Here is an 18595-nt window from a genome sequence, read left to right on the forward strand (position 1 = left end):
GATGACGGTGTTCGGCGAAGGCCACGACGATCCGTTCGCCCCGCACCTCGCCGCCCTGGCGGTGCTCGACGACCGGGGAGTCGTGGTCGGGTGGAACCGGCGGGCGCAGGAACTGCTCGGCCATCCGGACGCCGCCGTGCTCGGCCGGCGGGCGTTCGAGGTGCTCGTCGACCCTCGCGATCTGCCGGCCGCCAGGCAGGCCGTGGCCAAGTGCAGACGAGCCGGCGGCTGGGCGGGCCTGCTCACCCTGCGACACCGCGACGGGCGGCTCGTGGACCTGGGGCTGAGGGCTCATGCCGTCTCACGTGACGACCGGGTCCGTGAGTGGGTCCTCACCGGCGCACCCGCGGTCGACGTCCAGGAATGGCAACGAGACCGCGCGATTCTCGACGGGCTGTACCGCCGGTGCCCGATCGGCCTGGTCGTCCACGGCACCGACCTGACGATCCTCCGGGTCAACCGGGCCATCGAACGCTTCAGCGGCCTCCCTGCGGGGGCCTTCCAGGGGCTGCCCACCGGTCGTTTCCTCGTCCCCGACGACGCGCGCGAGGCCGTGGACCGGGTGCGCCGGGTGATGGAGACCGGACGGCCGACGGTCTACTCCGAGCAATTGGTCCGCATGGAGTGGGATCCGGCACGCGAGCGGGTCGCGATGGTCTCCTCCTTCCCGATGAAGGACCCCTCCGGCCGCATCCTGGGGGTGGCCGAGATGATCGAGGACATCACCGAACGCCATCGGGCCCAGCGTCGGCTCGCGCTCCTGGACCAGGCCGGCAGCCGTATCGGAACCACCCTCGACGTGGCGGAGACCGCCCGGGAACTCGCCGAGGTGATGGTGCACCTCGCCGACCACGTATCGGTGGATCTGCTCCAGCCGGTGACGCGCGGGGAGGAACCGGCGCGCACCCTGGCCGGGCCCGTGGTCCGGCTGGCCGTCTGCAGCCTCGGCGCCCAGCAGACCGGCCCGCCCCACCCCCACGGCGAACCCGTGGAGTTCGCGGCCGACACCCCCCAGGCCAGGTGCCTGGCCGAGGGGCGGCCCGTCCTGGAACCGGTCCTCCCGCCCGACTGGTTCTCGGCGGGCGGCCGTCGGGGGCCCCGCGCCCCCGACCTGGGCGCCCACTCGCTGATCGTGGTGCCTCTCGTCGCACGCGGCCTGGTGCTGGGCGTGATGACCCTGTGGCGTTCGCGCCGCCCCGATCCCTTCGAGGCGGACGATCTCACCCTCGCCCAGGAGCTGGCCTCGCGGGCCGCCGTCGCCATCGACAACGCCCGGCGCTTCACCCAGCAGCAGCAGACCGCGTTCACCCTGCAGAGCAGCCTGCTGCCCCGGGCCGTACCGGACCAGTCGGCCGTCGAGGTGGCCCTGCGGTACCTTCCGGCCAGCGCGGCCCCGGGTCTGGGCGGTGACTGGTTCGACGTCATCCCGCTGTCCGGGGCCCGGATCGCCCTCGTCGTCGGGGACGTGGTGGGACGCGGCATCCACGCTGCCGCCACCATGGGCCGGCTGCGTACCGCCGTCCACACGCTCGCCAGCCTCGACCTGGAACCGGACGAGGTCCTCTCCCGCCTGGACGACCTGGTCAACCTGCTGGCGGCCGAACAGGAAGCAGTCGGCGAACGGCCGGTGGGCGAGCAGGTCGTCGGCGCGACCTGCCTGTACGCCGTGTACGACCCGGTCTCCGGGCGCTGCTCCGTGGCCCGCGCCGGTCACCCGCTGCCGATGGTGACCGCTCCGGACGGACGGGTGGCTCCGCTCGACCTGCCCGCCGGGCCGCCCCTGGGACTGGGCGGCCTGCCGTTCGAGGCCCGGGAGATCGACCTGGCCGAGGGAAGCCTGCTGTGCCTGTACACCAACGGACTCATCGGCGAACGCCACCTCGACGCCGACACCGCCGTGACCAAGCTGTGCGCGGCCCTCACCCGCCCCGCCGACGCACTGGAACGGACATGCCAGGCCGTGGTCGACTCGCTCGTGCCCTCGCTCCCCGGTGACGACGTCGCGCTGCTGGTCGCCCGCACCCGCGTGCTGCCCCCGGACGCCGTCGCTACCTGGCAGCTGCCGCTGGAACCCGCCAGCGCGGCCCGGGCCCGGGCGCTGACCTCGGCCAAGCTGGCCGAATGGGGTCTGGAGCACCTGGCGTTCACGACGGAGCTGATCGTCAGCGAGCTGGTGACCAACGTCTACCGGTACGCCGACGGCCCCGCGACGCTACGGCTGATCCGGGAACGGACCCTGGTGTGCGAGGTCAGCGACACCAGCCACACCTCACCCCACCTGCGCCGCGCCCGCACCACCGACGAGGGCGGCCGCGGCCTGTTCCTGGTGGCCCAGATGACCGAACGCTGGGGCACCCGTTACACCCGCGAGGGCAAGACCGTCTGGACCGAGCAGCCACTGACCGGCACCCTCACCTGACCGTCCGGCCGTGCGCCGGGACGGGGCCCGCGGCGGACCCCAGGGGCGGCGCCATGGCCGCTCCCGTGGCCCGCCGCGCCGTCGTGCTCACTCGGCCGCGGCCAGCATCCGTGCCTCGCTCTCCTCGTACAGCCGCCGGTTCTCGCGGCTCTCGGCGGCGCGGCGACGGTGGTCCAGCCGGCTGCCCAGCCAGCCCGCCAGATAGCCGAACGGGATGGAGACCAGGCCGGTGGACTGCAGCGGGAACCAGCTGAAGTCCGCGTGCGGGAAGACCGCGGACGGCGTGCCCGAAACCGCGCGGGAGAAGACCATCAGCACCAGCGCGCAGGCGGTGCCCCCGTAGAGGCTGGCGAGCAGGCCGGTGCGCGTGAACCCGCGCCAGAACAGGGAGTAGGTCAGCGCGGGGGCGACGGCCGACGCCCCGATGCAGATCGCCAGCGTCGTCAGCACGCCGACGTCCCAGTTCTGGACCAGGACCGAGAGCAGGACGGCGACGCTTCCCACCACCACGCTCGTCCACGCCGCCACCGTCATCTCCGTACGCGGTGCCGCCCGGTCCCGCCGCAGCGCATGGGCGAACAGGTCGTGGGCGAGCGAGGAGGCCGCGGCCAGCGTCATCCCCGCGACCGAGGACAGCAGGGTGATGAACACCGTGCCCGCCACGGCGGCGTAGAGGACGGTCGTGCTCGCGGAGCCGGCGCCGCCGCCGAGCACACGGGACAGCATGAGCACCGACGTCCGGCCGCGCGGATCGGTCGCCGTGATGGACTCCGACCCCACCAGGGCCGCCGCGCCCGTACCCAGGATGATCACGAGCAGGCAGAACGTGGTGACCGTGCCGACCGCCCAGGACATGGAGCGGCGCACGGCGGGCACGTCGCGTGCGGAGTACAGCCGCATCGTGATGTGCGGCAGGCAGGCCGCGCCGAGGATCACGGTGATCTGGAGACTGGCGAAGTCCAGCCGCTGAGTTGCCGAGGTGCCCAGCTGGAGGCCTTGGCGGAGGAATCCCGGGCCCGTGCCACTGCCCTGCTCGGCGGCCCGCAGCACCTCGCCGGGGCTCCAGTCGAAGCGGTGCAGGACCAGAGCGGCGACGGTGAGGCTGGTGCCGATCAGCAGCACGATCTTGATCATCTGGATCAGCGCGGTGCCCCGCATGCCGCCGATCGCCGCATAGATGATCATCAGGGTGCCGACGAGGACGATGCACACCGTCCTGACGCCGTCCTCGTGCGACATGCCCAGGATGAAGGTGAGCAGCGACCCGGCCCCCGAGAGCTGGACGACCAGGAAGGGCAGGGTCGCCGAGAGCGTCACCACGCAGGAGGCGATGCGGACGGCCCGCCCGGGCATGGTGCGGGCCAGGACGTCGCCCATGGTGAAGCTGCCGGCGTTGCGCAGCGGCTCGGCCAGCAGGAACATCAGCAGCACCAGCGACAGGGCGGTGCTGACCGCCAGGACGTAACCGTCGTAGCCGGCGAGCGCGATGATGCCGGTGGTGCTCAGCACCGTGGCCGCGGAGATGTAGTCGCCCGCGATCGCCAGGCCGTTCTTGAGCGGGGTGAGGGAGAGGTAGCCGGTGTAGAAGTTCGTCAGGTCGTCGCGGTCCGGTCCCGCCATCACGCACATCAGCAGCGTGAGGGTCACCAGGGTGCTGAACAGGACCAGGACGAGTGCCTGGGTCCCCGAGCCGTAGTCGTTCATCTCACCGCTCCGGCATCCCGGAGCGGCCGGACCGCGCGCTCCCTGACGGCCCCCGCGAGCGGGTCCACGGAGGCGCGTGCGCTGCGTCCGTACCAGAAGACGGCCGCGAAGGTGACGAGGAGCTGGAGGACCCCCAGGCCCATGCCGAGGCTCAGCTCACCGGCGATCTCCGAACCCATCAGGTCCGGTGCCCAGCAGGACAGCACCACGTACACCACGAACGAGCCGAGCGCGGTGAGCGTCGAGACCCGGCGCAGCTTGCGGTAGGCCGAGCGGAGCTCGGCGAGGTCGGCGCCGGACGGCTGGGGCTGGTGCAGGTGCGGCGGGCGCTGCCCGGCCTGCCCGAACGGGTCGTAGGGAGCGTACGAGGGCGCGTACGAGGCGGTGTCGTACTGCGCCTCGTACTGCCAGGGGTCCCGCTGCGTCCGTCCCGGTGGGTACCGGTCGTCGGGGTGTGTCATCGCAAGGCCTTCCGGATGCGGCTCGGGTCCGTGGGAGGTGGCGGTGAAAGCATCGGCGGCGCACGATACCGACTGGTTGGAATGCGTGATAAGCCTGCTGAGAGGGTCGGATTCGGGAAGGGCCTGTGGGGAATATCACGTGCACCCGCGTACCTACTGGTCGGTATGGTCGCGGGAGGCCGTACCAACCAGGAGGCGTGATGTCCGCGACCAACCGCCAGATCCGTCTGGCAGCCCGCCCCGAGGGCGAAGTGAAGCCCGAGGACTGGGAGCACCACTCCGAACCGATCGCGGAACCCGGCCCGGGCCGGTTCGCGGGCCGTACGCGCGTGATCTCCCTGGACCCGGCCATGCGGGGCTGGCTGGACGACCGTCCCTCCTACCTGCCGCCCGTCGGCATCGGAGAGGTGATGCGGGCCGGATCGGTCATCGAGGTGACCGCGTCGAACCACCCCGACTTCCAGCCCGGCGACCACGTGGTCGGCACGTTCGGCGTCCAGGAGTACGTGGTCTCCGACGGCCGCGGCGCCATGAAGATCGACACCTCCCTCGCCCCGCCCTCCACGTACCTGGGGGCGCTGGGCATGCCCGGCATGACGGCCTACTTCGGCCTGCTGGACGTCGGCGCGCTGCAGGACGGCGAGACCGTCGTGGTCTCCGGAGCGGCCGGCGCGGTCGGCACCATCGCGGGTCAGATCGCGAAGGCCAAGGGCTGTCGTGTCGTGGGCATCGCCGGCGGACCGGAGAAGTGCGCCATGCTCACCGACGAGCTGGGATTCGACGCGGCGATCGACTACCGGGCCGACGACGTCAAGAAGGCGCTGCGCGAGCACGCCCCCGACGGCATCGACGTCTACTTCGACAACGTCGGAGGCGACATCCTCGACACCGCCCTCACCCGGCTGGCGATGCACGCGCGCGTCGTGATCTGCGGCGCGATCAGCCAGTACAACAACGCCACACCGGTCAAGGGCCCCTCCAACTACCTCTCGCTGCTGGTGCGCCGGGCCCGCATGGAGGGCTTCGTCGTCTTCGACTACGCCAAGCAGTACGCCAAGGCCGCCCAGGAGATCTCCGCCTGGATCGGCGACGGCCGCATCAAGGTCAAGGAACACGTGGTGAAGGGCGGCATCGACGACTTCCCCGCGACCTTGCAGATGCTCTTCCGCGGCGAGAACGTCGGCAAGCTCGTGCTGGAGCTGGCGTGACCGCCGCCGAGGTCCTCGCAGGAGGAGGGGCGGAGGGCGCCGCGCTGGCGGGCAAGGTGGCGATCGTGACCGGCGCCGCCAGCGGGCTGGGCCGGGCCTCGGCGCTGGCCCTGGCGAGGGCGGGCGCGCGCGTGGTCGTCGCCGACCTCGACGCGCAGGGCGGGCGGGAGGTGGCCGACATGGTCGAGGGCGACTTCCGCGCCTGCGACGTCTCCGACCTCGACGCCAACCGCGCCCTGGTGCGGTTCACCCAGGAGCGGTACGGCGGTGTCGACATCGCGCTGCTCAACGCGGGGGTGGCGACCGGTTGCGGCGTCGGCGAGGACTTCGATCCCGCACGCTACCGCCGGGCGATGGGCGCCAACCTCGACGGCGTGGTCTTCGGGACCCACGCGGTGCTGCCCGCACTGCGGGCGCGCGGCGGGGGATCCATCGTGGCGACCGCTTCCCTGGCCGGTCTGGCGGCGGTGCCGCTCGATCCGCTGTACGCGGCCAACAAGCACGCGGTCGTGGGACTCGCGCGCTCCCTGGGGCCGGCGCTCGCATCGGAGAACGTGCGCTTCAACGCGGTCTGCCCGGGCTTCGCCGAGTCGCGCATCATCGACCACCTGCGCGACCTGCTCTCCGACCAGGGGCTGCCGGTCATCCCGGCCGAGACCGTCGCGGACGCGGTGCTGCGGATCCTCACCGGCGACGGCACGGGGGAGTGCTGGTTCGTCCAGGCCGGCCGCGAACCGGAGCCGTTCCGCTTCCGCAACGTCCCGGGTCCGGCCCGGCCCGTCGGCGACCCGACCGCCGAAACCCTGATTCCGTCGAAACCGTGATTCCGTCATGAAAGGTGCACTTCTCCACAAACTTGACTGACTCCAGGAAGGGCGTACGGTCGAGAGCGAGAAGGCGAGACGGCAGTCGATCCCCGAAGGGGTGCCCGCATGACCCGTACGATCCCCCGGGAGTCCCTCCCGGGCGGAGTGATCCCCGGCCCGGCCGCCCCCGGGTCGTCCGGAACCGGGTCCTGGTCCCTGCCGTGGTCGCCGACCGCGTGCGGTCTGGCGCGGAACGCCGTGCGCGACGTACTGACCCGATGGGGCCTCGACGAGCTGGTTCCGGTCGCCGAACTGCTGGTGAGCGAGCTGGTGTGCAACGCGCTGCGGCACGGCGCCGGCCCGCTGCGCCTCACCCTGGAGCGGGCCCCTCAGGTGCGCTGTGCGGTCGGCGACGGTTCGTCGCGGCCGCCGCGCCCCACCGAGGCCGGCCCCGATGACGAGGGCGGCCGCGGACTGGCGCTCGTGGACACGCTGGCCGCTCGGTGGGGCCACGAGCGCAGCCTGCCCTCGGGCAAGACCGTGTGGTTCGAACTCACCGCCGGGGCGGAGGAGCCGGACGCCGGCGCCGTGACGTGCCTGGTCACCGGCGAGAGCGCGAGGGAGGCCGAGGGAAGGGGCGAGGCCGCGTGACAGGGCCGGCGACCGGCGAGGAGCCGATGGCGCGGGCCGCGGCCAGGCTGCGCGCGGCAGGCATGCGGGTGACCGTCCAGCGCATGGCCGTGCTGGCGGCGGTCTCCGAGTCGGCGGGCCACCTCGACGCCGACACCCTGCGCGAGCGCGCGCGGCGGATCACGGGCGGCCTGTCCCTGCAGGCCACCTACAACGTACTGCGCGCCCTCACGGAAGCCGGCCTGGTCCGGTGCACCCAGATTCCCGGCCACCCGGCCCGCTACGAGGTCGAACACCGCGACAACCACCACCACTTCGTCTGCCTGCGCTGCGCCGCCATCCGTGACGTCGAGTGCGCGGTGGGTGCGGCCCCCTGCATGGAACCCCGGCTGCCGGCGGAGTACGACGTCCAGGAGGCCGCCGTGACCTTCTGGGGCGTCTGCCCCGACTGCCGCGCCTAGCCGGGAGATCCCGCTGCCCGAATGACTCAGGGCGACTCCGGGCCGCCCGTGCCGAAGACGACCCCCGGCGTACCTGCCGCGAACGGCCGCGCGCTGCGCGCCGCGGCTGTGGCGGCCGCACGGAGCCGCTCGTGATCGGCCCCGAGCCACTCGGCGAGCTGCCGGCTGGTGGCGGAGCCGCCCTCCAGGACGCCCAGCAGCAGATGGGCGTCGTTCACCACCGGCGCCCGATCGCGTGCGGCCAGCCGCCGCGCGTGCTGGACATCGGCGCGCTCGGCCCAGTCGAAGGGGTGGAAGGGGCCGAATTCCGTGGTGGCCAGGTAACGCCGGAGCATCTCCCGGACGGTGGCAGCCAGTGCCGGGCGGACGGAGTCGAAGCAGGCCGCCGCTCTGCCGTGCGGGACGGCGAGCAGGGCGAGCAGCAAGTCGGGGGTGACAAAGGCCCGTTGCGTCGCACGACAGACCTCCCGCGCGGCGTCGAGCGCCTCGTGCAGCGGCTCCGCCAGCGGCGGCAGCGGTGTGGCGGCGGTGTGTACCGCCGTCCCCAGACCCTGCAGGGAGGTGTCGAGCCGTTCCAACCGGGTCAGGACGACCCTGGGGAAGAGTGCGCTGCCGGTGGCGGTGGCTGCTTCCGTGACCTCTTCCGGGATATGGGCGAGGAGACGCTCGACCAGGTGCTCGAACCCGGTCGGGAAGGTGTCCGGGTCCTGCCCGAGCCGTTCGGCGGCCGCACGCCAGCGCGCCACGGCGGCGACCGTTTCCTTGTGTGCGCCGGCGGCCGGGTCCGCAGGGGGCATCGGCGCAAGCAGGGGGAGGTCGTCGAGCTCGACCTCCCCGACGAGATCGCGCAAGAGCCCCAGGAGGTGGTCCGCCTCCTCCGGGCCGGCGCCCTCTTCCCGTACGTCGTCCACCGCCCTCTCCACCGCCGCGAGGCAGGCCTTCTCCACGGCGCGCATCTCGGCGGGGCCGAGGACGGCCGTCCCGATCCGGGCGCCGAGCGGCCCGACGATCATGCGGGCGAGTGCTCCCGCCACGGTCGTGAGCAATTCCAACGCCGTCTCCCCCTGCTCATGGCTCCCGCGCCGCGCACGGGCCCGCGGTGGACTGCTTCATTCTGAGGCACCGGGTGCCCGACGCGCAGGGCGTCGGCCCCGCGCCGACCGCCGCACCACGTCGGTCACAGGCGGCGGCCGAGCGCCGCGGCCCGAGCCGCTGCCACGGCGGCGTCCTGCGGACGGTCCAGTGCGCTGTAGCAGTCCGCGAGCATGAACAGGACCACGGGCTGCACGGGATCCAGGGCCAGGGATCTCTCGAACGCCTCGGCCGCCTCGGCCGCCTCGCCCCTGCGCCGGTGCACCCGTCCGAGCGTCGCCCAGCAGCCGGCGTCGGCGGGCAGCAGCCCTACCGCGCGCCGCGCCGGAGGCAACGCCTCCTCGAGACGTTCCGCGCTGATCAGCGACTCGGCCAGGCCGAGCTGCACCAGCGGGTCCAGCGGCTCCTCCGTGGCCAGCCGCTGCCAGTACCCCACGGCGTCGTCCCTCTCCCCTTGCAGGGCGAGGGTGACGGGATCACCGCCGACGGGATCGTGCACATGGGACAGGGACATGACCGGACCGACCTCAGCGCGCAACGCCACCAGGAGCCGCTCCACGTCCGGTGGTGTGGTGTCCGCGTACGCGTCGCTGTGCGGAGGCGCCGTCCTGCGCAGGACGACGACGGGGCCGCTCCCGACCGCCACCATGCCACGCCGGTCAGCCTCGGCGCGCAGGAACAGCGACAGCACATGATCTTCGGGGAGCGGTTCCCATCCTGCGGTGGTGGCGATCGACAGCACATGCGGCACGCGTTCCCGGCCGTGCGGATCGACGAGGAGCGAGAGGACGAGGCCGCAGAGGTCGACCCGGTTCAGCCCGGCGGCCTCCTCGGCCGCCGACCGAAGCCCGTCCAGCCCTTCCTCCCGGACCTGCCGCGTGGCAGCGGTGGTGCCGCACCACCGGCAGCGCAGTTCCCTGCCGGGGTCGCGGTTCGTGAGCACCGCCCCGCCGCACCCGGGGCAACGGGTGAAGTAGAACGGGGTGGCGCGCAGCTCCAGCTGCGGATTCTCCAGTCGCAGCCGCGTCCTGTCCTGCTCCAGGGCATCGGCAAAGGCCCCCGCGTAGTCGTCGCGTGCGGAGTCGGTGCGGAAATAGAAGTCGACGGTGTAGAGCCTCGTGCGGGCATCGATGCGCAGGTTCAAGAACGGCACGCCCGGCGAGGCGTACTCCGGGCCCCCCGTCAGCACGACAGGAGGGAGGTCACCGGGCCGCTGCGGCGCAGGCGCGGGGTCGGAGCCGCTGCCGGGGGCCTGCTCCGCACCGGCGTCCGAACCCGCGTCCGTACCGGCGTCCGTACCGGCGTCCGGGCCGGTCGGCTCGGCGATGCGGTCGGCCAGGTCGACGGCCCGGTTCCAGAGGGCTTCCGCCGTGGATGCTCCCAGCTGTTCGCGGGCGGCCGCGTCCAGCGCCAGCGGCTCCTCCGTGCGGCCCAGCAGCAGGTGGCAGGCCAGGTAACGGACGTACCACTCCTCACTCGTCAGCCCCTGGCCGTGTGCCATCTCCAGGGCCTGCCAGGCGGTACCGACGTCATGGAGACGATCCATGCAGACGACGGCCAGCCGGAGCAGCAGGAAGGTCTCCTGCGGGGCGATCCCCAGGGCGTGCTGGTAGGCATCCACCGCCTGGGTCCACGCGCCGAGCTGTTCGAAGGCCAGGCCCAGGTTGCCCCAGGCCTGCCATTGATCGGAGTGCTCGGCGGTCACCCGGGTCATCAGCTCCCGCGCCCGCTGCGGCCGGCCGGCCGTCAGGTGGACGGTGGCCAGGTTGATCAGCACGCCCGGCCTCATGTCGGGCGGCGCCTCGACCGCGAGATCCCGCAGCTGCTGTCCCGCCTGTTCCAGGTTGCCGAGCCGTTTCAGGGAGAGGGCCACCTCCGCCCGGCACTGCACCGCGGTCCGCGCCGGCAGTCCGCTGTCGAGGGCCTGCCGGAAGGAGACCAAGGCCTCCTCGTCCCGCCCCAGCAGCGACAGCACGCTCCCGCGGCGGTAGCGCAAGGCCGGCGTGACGGACGCGGGCGGCAAGGAGTCGATCTCCTCCAGGACGAGTCCGTACTCGCCGATGCCGAAGAGACTCTCGATCCGCTGTTCGTCGAACCCGGCCTGTTGCTCGGTCAGTACGGAGCCCAGCGAGGCACTGTCGTGCAGGAGCCCCAGCGAGGACATCGGCTCATGGGCCTCCGCGGCGGTGAGCAGCCTGTGCAGAACCACGCCGAAGTCCTCGGGCCGGTGCTCGGGGCTCGGGGCCAGACAGTCGCGGGCGAGGGCCGACAGGTGGTCGACGAGTACGGCGCTGCCGGAACCGGCCGGAGGCGGCGGCACGCTGCGCGGTGTCCCGGAGCGATGCGCGGCCCGCCACTCCTCGCGACCGGCCGCCGCGTACGGGGTGCCTCCGGCGAGCAGTTCGAACAGCACCGTTCCGAAGGCGTAGACGTCCGCCGCGACGGACGGTTCGGAGCCGGGCTCCCAGCACTCGGGGGCCCGGTAGGCCCAGGTGCTCTCCAGGTCCGAGGGGCCGTCCCGACCGGCGACACGGGACAGTCCGAAGTCGGAGACGAGCAGCCACCGGCCCAGCAGCAGCAGGTTCTCCGGTTTGAGGTCGCCGTGGACGAGACCGGGGATCTTCCGCTGTGCCAGGTTCATCCCGGCCGCCACCTCGAAGGCCAGCCTCAGCACCTCCACGGCGGGCAGGGCGCGGCCGCCGGCGAGGAGATCACGCACGGTGCGTCCGCCGCGCGGCCCTTCTCGGACCAGGGGCATGGCGACGAACGGACGTCCTTCGACGATCCGCAGGAAGAGCGCGGGCATGATGTGGGCCAGCCCGGTCAGCCGCGTCCACAGCACCACTTCGCGTACGAACGCGTCCCGCGGCTCCCGGTCGAAGAAGAAGCGCCGCTGGAACGTCTTCAGCGCCAGTGTGGGCCCGTCGTCGTCCTGCTGCCCGCAGAGGTGGACCTCGCCCATGCCGCCGCGCAGGACCTCGTAGACGAGCAGATGGTCACCGAGGCGGCCCGTCGGCTTGCGCCCCGGCGCCCGGACGTCCTGCGGTGGCAGCAAGCCGGCGAACGGATTGCCCGGAGTTCTCTGTTCCATCCGCCCTCCCCCGTGGGCCGCACCACATCCCATGATGCTTGGCGTCCGGGACCGTGTCGACAGGCCGCGCTCGGGCGGTTCGCGTCCCGTGCGGAGTGGGGGAGGGAGTAAGTAAAACCGACATAACCATCAATCACTTGATATAAAGATCTTGTGAAGGCGTGACCGGCCCTTGAACGGGCGGTGCGGCCGCGCCGGTTGGCTGGGATTGGAGCTTCTAAGGAGAAGCATGCGGCCCTTCAGAACCGCGGCGTCCCGACAGGTGCCGGTTTCCGTGCCGAGTCGGCCGGCCCATCCGGAAGGCACTCAGGCACGCTGGTACGGCCCCCTGTCCGTCGCTGTGGACCTGACCGGCGCGGCACTGCCGGTCGCGGCCGCGATCGTGGAGGTCCACGAACCGCACCCCGTGCGTCTGGCGGTCGTCGCCGCGTTGATGTGGCCGTTGATCAGAGTGGCCGGCAAGCGGTACACGCTCTCCGCCTGGGGCGACGGCGGTGGCCTGGCGGCCGTCCTGCGGGACTGGCTGCTGCTGGTCGGCGCGCTGGCGACCCTGCGTGTGCTGTGCGGACTGCAGAGCGTGCCGGCCGAGGCCTTCACGGCGCTGATCCCCGCGCTCGTCCTCACCGCCGCGTGCCACCAGGTGATTCACCGCCACCTCCGGGCCGCCCGCCGCAACGGCCGCGCGCTGCGCCACGTCCTGGTGGTCGGGGAAGGCCCGACGATCGACGCGGTGGTCGGGCAGCTGGCCCAGCGCACCGACCACGAATACGTGATCGTGGGCTGCTGCCCCGTCGGCGAGGAGGAGGTGCTCTCCGGTGTCCCCGTGTACGTGCGGCTGCCCCGGGCGGAGCCCGAGACCCCCGGGGAGGACGCCGAGACGGTGCTCGGGGCGGCCGACGAACTCTCCGCCGACCTGGTCTTCGTGGTGTCGGGCCCGCACCTGTCCGGCCAGCGGTTGCGCCGGCTGTCCTGGGCGGTGCACGACCGGGGCCGGCCGATCGTCGTGCTGCCCGGCATCGTCGAGGTCGCCCGCCGGCGGGTCCGGCTCACCTCGGCGTCCGGACTCACCCTGCTGCACATCTCGCCGCCGCTGCGCCGCGGCGTGCCGGCCCTGCTGAAGGAGGCCGTGGACCGTGTGGGCGCTCTGCTGCTGATCGTGCTGCTCTCGCCGCTGCTGCTCCTGCTGGCGCTGTCCGTGCGGCTCGGCTCACCCGGTCCCGCGTTCTACCGTCAGATCCGGGTCGGCCAGAACGGCACACCGTTCCCGCTGTGGAAGTACCGCACGATGGTCGTCGGCGCGGACCGCCTCAAGAGCGAGCTGGAGGCGGCGAACGAGAACGACGGCCACATGTTCAAGATGCGCCGTGACCCCCGGATCACGCCCCTGGGCCGCTTCCTGCGCCGCTACTCGCTCGACGAGCTGCCCCAGCTGTTCAACGTCCTCCTCGGCCACATGTCCCTGGTCGGCCCGCGCCCCCCGGTGCCCGAGGAGGTCGTCAAGTACAACCCGGTGGAGATGCGCCGGCTGCACGTCAAACCGGGCCTGACCGGACTGTGGCAGGTCAGTGGCCGCTCGGACCTGTCCTGGCACGAGACGGTCTCGCTCGACCTGCGCTACGTCGACAACTGGTCGCCGTCCATGGACATCAACGTGATGGCCCGTACCGTACGCGCGGTGCTGAACGGCCAAGGTGCCTACTGAGGGTCCTCCATCCGGGCAAGCCTGCCGCCAACACGCCTGGATCGCGGGTGCTTCGCCGCCCGGGGCATGAAGGATCACGCACGTGAACGCCTCGGCTCTCGGGAAGGGACACCGCCATGGCGCAGACCGCGGCCACCCATCAGCCCGGTGACCCCGGGCCGGTCACGACCCACCGGCCCGTCGTGGAGCGCTCCCTGCGCGGCTTCACCGGTGCCGGATACGACAAGGGGCGCCCGGTGCTCGTACAGGCCGCCTGGTTCGCCGTCCTCCACCTGGTCTTCGTCAAGTGGTGGTGCCCGGCCCGCTGGCGACCGGCGCTGCTGCGGGCGTTCGGCGCCCGGGTCGGGCAGCGGGTGCTGATCCGGCACGGGGTGCGGGTGCACTGGCCGTGGAAGCTGGAGATCGGCGACGACGTGTGGATCGGCGAGGGTGCCTGGATCCTCAACCTCGAACCCGTCACGATCGCCCACGACTGCTGTGTCTCGCAGAGCGCGCTGCTGTGCACGGGCAGCCATCGGCCCCGGTCCGCCACCTTCGAGTTCGACAACGGCCCCATCCGGCTGGAGCCGGGCAGCTGGGTGGCGGCCCGTGCCGTCGTCCTGCGCGGGGTCACCGTCGGCCGGGGCGGCGTGGTGGGCGCCGGCGCCGTCGCCCACCGGGACCTGGCGCCCGGCGCGGTCCTGACGACGAAGGGACGTACGGCATGAGACTGCTCCACGTGGTCACACTCGTCAGCGACGACGGAATCTTCGGCGGTCCGCCGAGCGTCGCGGTCGCCCAGTCGGAGGAACTGGCCGCACGCGGTCACGACGTCACCCTGATGTCCCTGTGGCGGGGCAGCGGCCGGGGGCCGGACCGTGTCGGCGCCGTCCGGTTGCGCTCCCGTCCGGCCCGTACGCTGCTGCCGGGACGGGGCTGCATCGGCCTGCTGCACCCGCTCCTCGTCCGCGACCTGTGGCGGGCCGTGCGCGACGTCGATGTCGTGCACGTCCACGCGGGGCGGGACCTGGTCTCCCTCGCCGCCCTCGCCGTTGCCGCCCTTCGCCGAGTGCCGTGCGTGGCCCAGACCCACGGCATGGTCGAGCCGCGCACCGCGCTCCCCGTCCGGCTGTTCGACGTGCTGTACCTGCCGTTGCTGCGCCGGGCGCGCGCCTGCTGTGTCCTGACCGAGCAGGAGGGCCGGCTGGTGGCACGGGTGCTGGGGCCCGACGGTCCGCCGCTGCGGATCCTGCCCAACGGCATCCGGCCGGGTCCGCCCGGATCGGTTCCGCGGCGGCCGCGCGACCCCCATGTGGTGTTCCTGGCCCGGCTGCATCCCCGTAAGCGTCCGGAGGCGTTCGTGGAGATGGCCGCGCTGGTCCACGAGGAGATGCCCGAGGCCCGCTTCACGCTGTACGGCCCCGACGACGGATCGCTGGCCGCCGTCCGCCGGCTCATCGGGGACGGGCTCGCGGACGTGGTCCGCTACGGCGGTGCGCTCGACCCCGCCGAGGCGCACGAGGCGTACCGGACGGCGGCCGTCCATGTACTGCCGAGCGTGAACGAGCCGTTCGGCATGACCCTCATCGAGGCGCTGGCCGCCGGCACGCCCGTGGTCTGCACCGACACCTGCGGCATCGCCGACGAGCTGTCCCGCCGCGGCGCCGCCCTCGTCACCGACGGCAGTCCCGCGGCCATGGCGGCAGCGGTCCTCCGGCTGCTCGGCGACCCCGAACTGCGCGCCCGGATGGCGCAGGCCGGCCGCCGTGTGGTCGAGGACGTCTACTCCATCGGCGCCGTGGCCGACCGGCTGGAGGAGATCTACCGGGGCAGCGGCCGGGACGCCCGACCGGCCACGGCCCACCCGGCCGACGCCCACCCCGACCAGCAGCCGGCCACCCCCAGCCCGACCGGGTGATCCCCCGAGCCCACCGCACAACGACTACGCCCCGGCCCCGGCCTGCAAGCCCGGCGCCGGGGCGCGAGTCGGCGAGGGCACCGGTCCGCGAGTCGGCGAGGGCACTGGTCCGTGAGTGGGCGAGGGCGCCCATCCGTGCGTGGGGTGAGGGCGTCGGTCCTTGGGCGGGGGAGGGTGCCGCTCCCCGAGTGGGGGAGGGTGCCGCTCCCCGAGTGGGGGATGCCTCGATCCGCGAGTGCGTGACGGCGCCGGCCCCCGAGAGCGTGTCGGCGCCGGGTCGGGAGTGCGGGCGGACATCGGTCCCTGAACGGGCGATGGCACCGGTCCCCGAGTCCGTGACGGCGCCGATTCGCGAGCTTGTGAAGGCGCTCCGAGTGGCTGGTGGTGCCGGCCCCGGGTGTGTGCTGGCGTCGGTCTCCGAGTGCCTGGCAACACCGATCCCGGAGTGCGTGACGGCGTCGACTCGGGAGGTTGTGAGGGTGCCGGTCCCCGAGTGCCTGGTGGCTCCGGTCCCGAGTCGGTGCTGGCGTCGGTCTGCGGGGGCCTGATGGTGCCGGCCCCGGGTGCGTGCCTGCGCCGATACCCGAGGGTCTGATGGCGTCGGTCCCGGGTCGGGTGCGGTACGCCGGCAGGGTGAGCGTTCGGCTCGGGGGAGGTCGGTGGGGACGCCGTGTGGCCGGCCGGGTTCGGCGGCCGGCCACGGGGTGGTCGGTCAGGGGCGGTGACGGTGTCCGGCGGCGCTGGTGAGGATGGCCTCGAAGCGGGAGGCGCAGCCCTCCAGGGCGAACTCCCGCTCGGCCAGCGCCCGGCTCTCCTTGCCCAGTTGCTCGGCCCGGGCCGGGTCGGACAGGACCTCCTGGACCCAGGCGGCCGCCCGGTCCAGGGCCGCCTCCTCCGGCGGGAAGACCGCCGAGCCCGCCTGCCGGAGCAGCCGCGCGGCGAGGTTGCCGGCGGGCATCAGGCCGAGCACCGGCCGCCCGGCGCACAGATAGGACAGCGTCTTGGACGGGACCGAGAACTGCCCGGCGTCCGGGTCCAGCAGGACGACGAGGACGTCGCCGCTGCCGAGCACCTCGGGCAGCCGCTCGTAGGGCTGGAAGGGCAGCAGAGTCAGCTCGACGCCCCGCGCCGCGGCGGCGTCCCTGAGGACGGGCACGGCAGGACCGTCGTTGACGACGACGAGCCGTACCGGCCCGCCCCGGTCACGCAGCCGCTCGGCCAGCCGTACCAGCAGCACCGGGTTGTGTTTCAGCCCGAGCGTGCCCGAGTACAGCACGGTCCGCACGCCGTCCAGGCCGTGCTCCGCCGACCAGGCGTTGGCCCGTGCCACCGGGACGATCTCGTCCAGCGGCGCCCAGTTGGGAATGACGGTGACCTTGCCGGCGGTGCCCCACCGCTCGTGGACCCGCACGAACGAGTCGGCGATCACCACGATGGCCGCGGCCTGCCGCGCCGACCACTTCTCGCCCGCCCCGAAGACCTTCGCGGCCAGCCTCATCGACTTGGCGACATCGGCGGCGGCGAAGCTCTCGAGCGCGACCGCGGTCACGTCCTGGTGCCACAGCACCCAGGGGATGCGCAGCCTCCGCAGCACGGCCGCGGTCACGACCAGCACCGGGATCGGCAGGTTGGACAGCAGCGCCACGTCGGGCTTCTCGCGGCGGACCTGCCGGGCGAGTTCGAGACCCAGCCGGGTCTCCTGGCCGAGCCGGCGGAAGTAGGCCTCCTTGCGCAGCCTGACGCCGTCCCCGATGGTGGCGAAGCGAAGGCCGGCGACGTCTCCGGCCAGCCTGCCCTTCCCGGACACGTAGGCCGTGCACGTCGAGTGGACGACCTCATGACCGCGGCGCGCCAGCTCCCGGCTCAGCTGTGCCTGGAACGGGTGGCCGCTGTAGTCGTGGACGAGGATCCTCATCGTCTCCTCCGTCCTCGCAACGGGCCGCGCATCACTGGTGGGTGCGCTTGACCTGGTCGTAGACCCAGGCGTAGGTCTGTTCCAGCCCGTCGGCCAGGGAGACCGACGGCTCCCAGCCGTAGATCTCGCGGATCAGGGTGTTGTCGGAGTTGCGGCCGCGTACGCCCTGGGGGGCGTCCAGCCGGTAGCTGCGCTCGCAGCGGATGCCCGCGATCCGCTCGACGATGTCGACGAGTTGGTTGATGGTCACCAGCTCCGAGGAGCCGAGGTTGACCGGGACGCCGCTGTCGCCCTTCATGATCATCTGGCTGCCGTGCAGGCAGTCGTCGATGTACATGAACGAACGGGTCTGCAGGCCGTCGCCCCAGATCTCGATCCGGTGGTCACCGGAGAGCACCGCCTCGGCCACCTTCCGGCACACCGCGGCGGGGGCCTTCTCCCGGCCGCCCTCCCAGGTGCCGTGCGGGCCGTACACGTTGTGGTAGCGGGCGACGCGGGTGGTGAAACCGTAGTCTTCCGCGTAGTGGCGGCACATGCGCTCGGAGAAGAGCTTCTCCCAGCCGTAGCCGTCCTCTGGCTGCGCCGGGTAGGCGTCCTCCTCGCGCAGCGCGGTGACGTTCGGGTCGGCCTGCTTGCCGGCGGCGTAGACGCAGGCGGAGGAGGAGTAGAAGTAGCGTTCCACGCCCGCCTCGTGCGCGGCCTTCAGCATGTGCGTGCTGGTCAGGACCGACATCATGCAGGCGGCCTTGTTGTTCTCGATGAAGCCCATGCCGCCCATGTCGGCGGCCAGCATGTACACCTGCCGTGCGCCCTGGACGCCCGCGCGCGCGTTCTCCAGCAGGGACAGGTCGGCGATCACGTTCTCCGCGGCGTCGTGGAGCTGGTACCACTCGTGCCGGGGCTTGATGTCGATGCAGCGGACGGTCAGCCCCTGGGCCAGAAGGGTGCCCACGAGATGCCCCCCGATGAAACCCCCGCCACCGGCAACGACGACGTCGACCTGCTCGCCCATGGGCCACCCTTCTGTCCGAAGATGTGATGATCTGGTGCGAATAATCAATGCACATGTGTCCTGATTTTTGACAATTGGCACGCCGCCTGGTCTCCCGGTGTCACCCGAGGGCGACGCGGCGCGGACGGCCGTGCGCACCCCCGGGGCTTCGCGCGCGCCTGTGCGGCTTCATGGGGTGCAGGCGTTATAAACCTTTT

14 protein-coding genes are annotated in these 18595 nt (G+C 72.6%); 8 read left to right on the forward strand and 6 right to left on the reverse strand.

Annotated elements, in window-relative coordinates; translation table 11 throughout:
• The first annotated feature begins 1 nt into the window (after position 1).
• Positions 2-2419, forward strand: a complete 2418-nt coding sequence (locus tag ABZ923_RS12395; protein WP_361470244.1) for a SpoIIE family protein phosphatase — start codon at positions 2-4, stop codon at positions 2417-2419.
• Positions 2420-2506: 87 nt separating this feature from the next.
• On the opposite strand, the gene ABZ923_RS12400 is transcribed toward ABZ923_RS12395, so the two are convergent.
• A complete protein-coding gene (locus ABZ923_RS12400; RefSeq protein WP_361470165.1) occupies positions 2507-4123 on the reverse strand; it encodes a cation acetate symporter in 1617 nt (538 codons plus the stop codon).
• On the reverse strand, positions 4120-4584 hold the full coding sequence (locus ABZ923_RS12405) for a DUF485 domain-containing protein (protein ID WP_361470166.1): 465 nt from the start codon (positions 4582-4584) through the stop codon (positions 4120-4122). Before ABZ923_RS12405 ends, ABZ923_RS12400 begins: the two co-directional genes overlap by 4 nt.
• A 200-nt stretch (positions 4585-4784) precedes the next feature.
• Here ABZ923_RS12405 and ABZ923_RS12410 point away from each other — a divergent pair, with 200 nt between their 5' ends.
• The 4 genes from ABZ923_RS12410 to ABZ923_RS12425 all read left to right on the forward strand — a co-directional run bounded on the left by ABZ923_RS12410 (position 4785) and on the right by ABZ923_RS12425 (position 7689).
• On the forward strand, positions 4785-5792 hold the full coding sequence (locus ABZ923_RS12410; RefSeq protein WP_361470167.1) for an NADP-dependent oxidoreductase: 1008 nt from the start codon (positions 4785-4787) through the stop codon (positions 5790-5792).
• Entirely contained in the window at positions 5789-6616 is an 828-nt protein-coding gene (locus ABZ923_RS12415; RefSeq protein WP_361470169.1) for an SDR family NAD(P)-dependent oxidoreductase, read from the forward strand. The genes ABZ923_RS12410 and ABZ923_RS12415 overlap by 4 nt, the downstream gene beginning before the upstream one ends.
• 108 nt (positions 6617-6724) lie before the next feature.
• Positions 6725-7249 (forward strand): ATP-binding protein, encoded by a 525-nt coding sequence (locus tag ABZ923_RS12420; RefSeq protein WP_361470170.1) that lies wholly within the window; start codon positions 6725-6727, stop codon positions 7247-7249.
• A complete protein-coding gene (locus ABZ923_RS12425) occupies positions 7246-7689 on the forward strand; it encodes a Fur family transcriptional regulator (RefSeq protein WP_361470172.1) in 444 nt (147 codons plus the stop codon). The genes ABZ923_RS12420 and ABZ923_RS12425 overlap by 4 nt, the downstream gene beginning before the upstream one ends.
• 26 nt (positions 7690-7715) lie before the next feature.
• Here the strand turns inward: ABZ923_RS12425 and ABZ923_RS12430 are convergent, their stop codons facing one another.
• Both ABZ923_RS12430 and ABZ923_RS12435 read right to left on the reverse strand, forming a co-directional pair.
• Positions 7716-8741 carry a Clp protease N-terminal domain-containing protein gene (locus tag ABZ923_RS12430; protein ID WP_361470174.1) on the reverse strand — a complete coding sequence of 342 codons (1026 nt, stop codon included), beginning with the start codon at positions 8739-8741 and terminating at the stop codon, positions 7716-7718.
• 125 nt (positions 8742-8866) lie between these two features.
• Entirely contained in the window at positions 8867-11872 is a 3006-nt protein-coding gene (locus tag ABZ923_RS12435; protein ID WP_361470176.1) for a tetratricopeptide repeat protein, read from the reverse strand.
• A 340-nt stretch (positions 11873-12212) separates the two neighbouring features.
• On the opposite strand from ABZ923_RS12435, the gene ABZ923_RS12440 reads away from it, so the two are divergent.
• The 3 genes from ABZ923_RS12440 (at position 12213) to ABZ923_RS12450 (ending at position 15471) form a co-directional block, all read left to right on the forward strand.
• The gene (locus ABZ923_RS12440; RefSeq protein WP_361470246.1) at positions 12213-13574 is read left to right on the forward strand and encodes a sugar transferase; all 1362 of its coding nucleotides are present in this window, start codon (positions 12213-12215) and stop codon (positions 13572-13574) included.
• Positions 13575-13690: 116 nt separating this feature from the next.
• Positions 13691-14281: a putative colanic acid biosynthesis acetyltransferase gene (locus ABZ923_RS12445; protein ID WP_361470177.1), complete on the forward strand. Its 591-nt coding sequence runs from the start codon at positions 13691-13693 to the stop codon at positions 14279-14281.
• Positions 14278-15471 (forward strand): glycosyltransferase family 4 protein, encoded by a 1194-nt coding sequence (locus ABZ923_RS12450; RefSeq protein WP_361470179.1) that lies wholly within the window; start codon positions 14278-14280, stop codon positions 15469-15471. The genes ABZ923_RS12445 and ABZ923_RS12450 overlap by 4 nt, the downstream gene beginning before the upstream one ends.
• Positions 15472-16183: 712 nt before the next feature.
• On the opposite strand, the gene ABZ923_RS12455 is transcribed toward ABZ923_RS12450, so the two are convergent.
• The gene (locus tag ABZ923_RS12455; RefSeq protein WP_361470181.1) at positions 16184-17386 is read right to left on the reverse strand and encodes a glycosyltransferase family 4 protein; all 1203 of its coding nucleotides are present in this window, start codon (positions 17384-17386) and stop codon (positions 16184-16186) included.
• A 31-nt stretch (positions 17387-17417) separates the two neighbouring features.
• Entirely contained in the window at positions 17418-18398 is a 981-nt protein-coding gene (locus tag ABZ923_RS12460; RefSeq protein WP_361470183.1) for an NAD-dependent epimerase/dehydratase family protein, read from the reverse strand.
• Positions 18399-18595: the final 197 nt, after the last annotated feature.

This window comes from Streptomyces sp. NPDC046881 (assembly GCF_040645015.1).
GTDB lineage: Bacteria > Actinomycetota > Actinomycetes > Streptomycetales > Streptomycetaceae > Streptomyces.

Excerpts from the sequence above, each read along its gene's own strand:
- ABZ923_RS12395 (WP_361470244.1), top strand. The coding sequence starts at position 2 with ATGACGGTGTTCGGCGAAGGCCACGACGATCCGTTCGCCCCGCACCTC.
- ABZ923_RS12460 (WP_361470183.1), bottom strand. The coding sequence starts at position 18,398 with ATGGGCGAGCAGGTCGACGTCGTCGTTGCCGGTGGCGGGGGTTTCATC.
- ABZ923_RS12445 (WP_361470177.1), top strand. The coding sequence starts at position 13,691 with ATGGCGCAGACCGCGGCCACCCATCAGCCCGGTGACCCCGGGCCGGTC.
- ABZ923_RS12405 (WP_361470166.1), bottom strand. The coding sequence starts at position 4,584 with ATGACACACCCCGACGACCGGTACCCACCGGGACGGACGCAGCGGGAC.
- ABZ923_RS12410 (WP_361470167.1), top strand. The coding sequence starts at position 4,785 with ATGTCCGCGACCAACCGCCAGATCCGTCTGGCAGCCCGCCCCGAGGGC.
- ABZ923_RS12420 (WP_361470170.1), top strand. The coding sequence starts at position 6,725 with ATGACCCGTACGATCCCCCGGGAGTCCCTCCCGGGCGGAGTGATCCCC.
- ABZ923_RS12400 (WP_361470165.1), bottom strand. The coding sequence starts at position 4,123 with ATGAACGACTACGGCTCGGGGACCCAGGCACTCGTCCTGGTCCTGTTC.
- ABZ923_RS12455 (WP_361470181.1), bottom strand. The coding sequence starts at position 17,386 with ATGAGGATCCTCGTCCACGACTACAGCGGCCACCCGTTCCAGGCACAG.
- ABZ923_RS12435 (WP_361470176.1), bottom strand. The coding sequence starts at position 11,872 with ATGGAACAGAGAACTCCGGGCAATCCGTTCGCCGGCTTGCTGCCACCG.
- ABZ923_RS12450 (WP_361470179.1), top strand. The coding sequence starts at position 14,278 with ATGAGACTGCTCCACGTGGTCACACTCGTCAGCGACGACGGAATCTTC.